The organism is Shewanella sp. GutDb-MelDb, from assembly GCF_002836075.1.
Lineage (GTDB): Bacteria > Pseudomonadota > Gammaproteobacteria > Enterobacterales > Shewanellaceae > Shewanella.
The window spans coordinates 1-5,131 of record NZ_PJBM01000017.1; the positions used below are offsets into that span (position 1 = coordinate 1).

4 protein-coding genes and 1 pseudogene are annotated in these 5,131 nt (G+C 41.2%); 2 read left to right on the top strand and 3 right to left on the bottom strand.

Annotated elements, in window-relative coordinates:
* On the bottom strand, positions 1-329 hold a 329-nt coding region (locus CXF82_RS00525; RefSeq protein WP_145991621.1), incomplete at its 3' end, for a ligand-binding sensor domain-containing protein.
* 244 nt (positions 330-573) lie between these two features.
* Positions 574-3,363, bottom strand: a complete 2,790-nt coding sequence (locus tag CXF82_RS00530; RefSeq protein ID WP_102043480.1) for an insulinase family protein — start codon at positions 3,361-3,363, stop codon at positions 574-576.
* 418 nt (positions 3,364-3,781) lie between these two features.
* Between CXF82_RS00530 and sixA the strand changes: the two genes are divergently transcribed.
* The gene (gene sixA / locus CXF82_RS00535) at positions 3,782-4,252 is read left to right on the top strand and encodes a phosphohistidine phosphatase SixA (RefSeq protein ID WP_101091480.1); all 471 of its coding nucleotides are present in this window, start codon (positions 3,782-3,784) and stop codon (positions 4,250-4,252) included.
* A 116-nt stretch (positions 4,253-4,368) separates the two neighbouring features.
* Here the strand turns inward: sixA and smrB are convergent, their stop codons facing one another.
* Entirely contained in the window at positions 4,369-4,899 is a 531-nt protein-coding gene (smrB, locus tag CXF82_RS00540; RefSeq protein ID WP_101091481.1) for an endonuclease SmrB, read from the bottom strand.
* Between the two features lie 79 nt (positions 4,900-4,978).
* On the opposite strand from smrB, the pseudogene CXF82_RS00545 reads away from it, so the two are divergent.
* Positions 4,979-5,131 (top strand): annotated as a pseudogene (locus CXF82_RS00545) (50S ribosomal protein L3 N(5)-glutamine methyltransferase); the annotation flags it as partial.

The window sequence follows — 5,131 nt, forward strand, 5'->3', positions numbered from 1 at the left end:
GGATCGTATACGGATAAACCTTTATCAGTTCCAATGTACATGGATCCTGACTTGCTAATGTAGAGGCTGCGAATGAAAGTGCTGGCTAACTGGTTGCTATCTGAAGGAAAGTAATGGCGGAAGGTTTTACCATCGTATCTGTTTAGCCCATTAAGGGTACCAACCCAAACATAACCATCAGCATCCTCAACGATGGATGTAACGTTACTTTGAGATAGTCCTTCAGGTACACCTAGAGAGACAGAGTTTAGCGTGAATGCTAAAGAAGACTGCATCGACGAGAAGAGCAGGAACAAAAATAGTGTAACTTTTAGCAGTGTCTTAGGCATATTTATTATTTTATTTTTAACCAATGTCTTAAGGCAACAGTATCTAATGCTCACTTTTTCAGAAAGTGACGTCATTGTCAAAAGTCTTCGTGCATTTCGTAGCTAATTATCATTACTCACATCCTTTCAGTATGATATATGTCCACTTTGTGTTTTTTTATTGTCTAAACGGGTTAACTTTAATGTTTATCCGTTTAGACATTCCGTTTCTCATCGTTTCACTGTTTACCCAATATGCCGCGCTTTAGTAATCAAATTGTTCAGCTTTGAGTTTGAATGCACGGAGATCTAGGATCATATTATCGGACTTTAGCTGCGCTTGATCTTGATGGGACTCACCCGTGCTAAAGAGGACCAGTCGATCACAATGTTTAGTCCGCATCTTCTTCATTATAAACTTGATTAAATCAGAGCGAGTTAACGTCTTTATTTGCTCTACAACATTTTCCCTTTGGTTAAAGGCATAGTCTTTGTTACCTATGCTAGACCAGTAACGTTGACTGCGCGTTTTAAGATTCGCATCATGTTCCATGACTTGGTTCACAAGGCCGGTTTTAGTTGATTCCCATTGCTCATTGGTGATTTGTAATATTGCATAGGTAAAATCTGCAATGAACTCGTCTATCGCCTGCAATAGAACCTGTGGTCCAGAGTTCGGTGATTGAATATAAAAAATAATACCAGGGTATCGATTCAGAGGCAGATAACCCGTGCCGACCATATAACCCAACTGTTTTTGCGTTCTTAACTCATGAAAAAACGTAGATGACATCGTATGGTTTAGCAAGCTAAACAGCGCCATATTTTCTGGTGTCGCAGTATCAGATTGGTAGTAGACAATAATGCCACTGTCTTGATGAGAGGCTGAAACTTCTCTCAACAATGTGCCTTTATTTGAGAGGTCGATAAGCTCCCTTGAAGACTCTGAACTTGGGGAGGTGACCAAGGATAAAATTCTATTAAGCTTACAACCTAAGGCCTTAGCTTCACTTTCCAGCCAGTCGCCATAAACCAAACCTTCTAAATGTATTTTTTCATAGAAACTTTTAACATGTGCATGTAAGTCTTCTAACGTGATCTCTTCAAGTAACTCAGCCATCCGAGCGGGTTCAAAACTGCGCTTTTGCAGCGTCACCGTTAAACTGGTAAATAGCTGGGATATTGGCTTAGCTTGAGTATGATTATACCAGCTGCGTAAGATCTGCTTTTTTATCAATTCAAAGCGGTTCTGAGTAAACTTGCGCTCGCGTGCTTTTTCAATAACAAGTGAGAGCAGTGCTTCTTGTTTGCCAGAAAAACCGGTCAAATGTAAGGTGATCCCACCTTGATGAGGATAAATGTTGTAGCTCAGGCCTGCGACCTCTGCTTGATAGGTATACTCGGTGAGGTAATCAAGCAGCATTTCTACATACAGTCGTGTTAATGCAGCATGTTTGGGTGATGCAGCAGCTTGAGCTGAGTCCAAGGAAAGATAGAGATGCCCTTTGGGTACGTTAAATTCATCATCTTTTTTATGCCAAATTCGATAGCCAGGTTCTTGTGATACCACTAGTGGTACTGGCCCGTTACTTTTATCTGTTCTTGCGACGCAATGGTCAATAATGAACGGGTTAGGCGAGGGTAAGGTGAGTTCGGAGCGCACTTTAGGTGCTAACCAACGAGTGATATCTTCCGTGGCAATTTTACGGATCTGATACGGTGAGTGATACCAAGCGGCTTGTTTATCGGTCTCTAACTCAGGAGCAATAAGTTGTAAGCGCATATTGGTCGGAGTCATCATCGCTAATAACTGCTGGGTTTCGATAACATCAAGACCATCCATGCGGTAATCACCAAAAACCACATCTTCAACATCATAATGATGCATGTTGATGCTCAGATGACTTGCCAAATCCAGTGCCTTAACTTGTTCCTGATATTGAAAAGCAACTTTGAGTAAAGCAGCCCTTTCTTTGTATCGCCAGTCGCTTAACCCTGTCTCTCTGATTAAAGTAATGTACTCAAAAGTACAATCAATAACGTCTTTAAGCTTGTTCAACCCTAGATCTGTAAGTTGGATACTAATATTATAATCTTTGAAATTGTAACCGTTTACACCACCGCCAGCCGATAAGTTGTTGGCTAGTCCTCGTTCTTTTAAATAGGAGAGCAAGCTACCTTTGCCTTCGTAACCTAGAAGGTGACTAATAAATGTCAAAGGCTTACGCTTATAAAAGCGTTCAAGCGCAGGCAAAGCAAACGTAATCGCAATTCGTCGCTGTTCTTTGAGAGGAACGATGTTGATTTTTGCTTGTAATTGTTCTGCTAGATAAATTGGGGTATCTGGATATTGAGTAGGTTCTGGATGGTGGGTAATCGCAGCAAAATAAGTGTGAGCAAGCTTGGCCAAATCATCCAAAGAGGTGGGAGCCACAATGCATAATGTCATAATGTTAGCACTGTACTTTTCGTTATAAAAAGCGATTAATTCTTCTCTCAAGTTTTGTTGTTCGCCAGCCAATGTTTCTAGGTTACCCACTGAAAAATTGGAAAAGGGATGAGCAGGGTTAACCGTTTCTTTTTGCACATGATAGACGCGTCGAATATCGTCTTTTAACTTCATACTGAATTCAGATTCGATAGCATGACGCTCGCGATCAACTAACGCTACATCAAATAATGGTGCGATGAAAAATTGACTAAAACGGTCGAGCGAAGCTTCAAATTGTGCGGCGTTGATGCTATAAAAAAAGTTGGTGTGCTCAGTGCCAGTCCAAGCGTTATTACTTCCGCCATGCTGGTTGATAAAGGCTGAGTATTCTCCTGAGTCAGGGAATTTTTCAGTACCAAGAAAAAGCATATGTTCAAGAAAATGTGCCATACCAGGACGAGCAACCGGGTCGTCAAAATGACCTACGGCCACAGCCATTGATGCTGCCGCTTCTGTTGACTGCAGATCTTCAACCAATAATACCGATAACCCATTTTCTAAGGTGATATTACGGTACTTGCGATGGTCATTTGGACTGGTGATAACTTTTTTGTTTTTTGGCAAAAGCATGGCTCCAATTGATCGAACAGCATCTAACCTAGATACTTACTTTAGTAATCACTTGTCGATAAAGCACGTAAAAAAACCAATTTACATCTCTTGGTCGGCTTGTGGGATTGAGTCGATAGGCTAGCGATGTAAATGATTCTAGGTTGCTGTAATAATGTAACTTGCCATTATTTCTACTTATCTTCAAACACAAGATCTCCAAACGGTAAAATAATCTGTCGTTTGGCTGATTTTGGTTCAATTTGATGTTCAATTTGATGTTCAATTAACCTTTTGACTCTTTTATGGTTAGTATCTTAAAACTACCACAAGTTATATTCGACTAATTAATAACTAAAAAACGGTATGTTGCTGTTAAGATTCAGACTACAATTAGTTAATAAGAATAAAAAGTTGGGAGTAGCAAAGCGGTATGCAGCTATTTTTAATGCGACATGGTGAAGCGGGCTTTAATGCCCATTCAGATCGAGAACGCACATTAACGGATACTGGTCGCCAGCACACAGGCTTGATGAGTAATTGGCTAGGACAGAGCGTTACTGAGTTTGATTTAGTGCTTGTCAGTCCGTATCTGCGAGCGCAACAAAGTTGGCAAGAAATGCATCAGCATTTTCCTGAACCTCGTCAATGGTTAACATTAGATGAACTGGTACCTTCGGGAGACCCTGCGACAGTTGCGGAAACCGTCCTTGCTTATGCTGAACATTATAAAGCTGAAAATGTATTGGTTTTGGCACATATGCCACTGTTAGGCTATTTGGTGAGTGAGTTGGTACCAGGCTTTGAGCCGCCATTGTTTGCCACTTCAGGTGTTACGCTCATTAATAAGCAAACGACGCAAGCTTCTGTAGAATGGCAATATGCACCTCATATGATCTGCTAGCATCGTTTAGGGTTTAGGGTTTAGGGTTTAGGGTTTAGGAAGGAGTGAGTCCCAAAAGACTCACTTTTTTTGTGTGCGCAGCCTTAGTCTGTATTGATTGCACTGCAAGACTACACTTAACGTCGGTACGGTTGGTCGCCAATATCAATTAACACCAGTAATGCCGCGTCGCCGCCCCATTCTTTAGTCGCTTGATGAAAGGCCTTTATGTGAGGGTGCTGCGCTAACCACATTGGAATATTCTGTTTCAACACCCCCGTACCATGCCCATGCATAATGCAGCAGCAATGGCTTTGCTGTTTAATGCAGGCTTGGATCAAAGCGGCTAGCTCAAGTTTTGCCTCTGATTGGCGTAGACCATGCAAATCCAACAATAGATCTGGCACGTAATCTCCGCGGCGCAGACGTTTTACTTCATAGCTATCAACGTCATCTCTTGCCCACTTCATCGGACCAATTTCGGGCAGTAGTGGTTGATAAGTATCAGAGAAGAAGCTGTCAGCATGTAGCTGTTGCTCTTTTTCCTCAATCACTTTGCGGTCTTTAGGGGCTGATTTAAAGTGGCGTTTGTTTTGCTCAAAAGGTTTCATTCCTTTTGTTTGCTCTGCAAATAGTGCCAAATCATCTTTATCGGTTCTTTTATTCATAAGGGTATTTTATTGAATCCGATGCCATATGAATAGAGTTCAGTTACAATGAGTCGGAATTAAAATGTTGGAGTGAATTTTGGATAAGATTTTTGTTGATGAAGCCGTTACTGAATTAAGAACAATTGGTGATATGTTACGCTGGGGTGTCAGTCGTTTTAATGATGCAAATATTTATTACGGACACGGTACCGACAATGCGTGGGACGAAGCCATTGCTTTGGTTTTTCAT

Coding starts and splice junctions, on each gene's coding strand:
- sixA (WP_101091480.1), top strand. CDS start 3,782: ATGCAGCTATTTTTAATGCGACATGGTGAAGCGGGCTTTAATGCCCAT.
- smrB (WP_101091481.1), bottom strand. CDS start 4,899: ATGAATAAAAGAACCGATAAAGATGATTTGGCACTATTTGCAGAGCAA.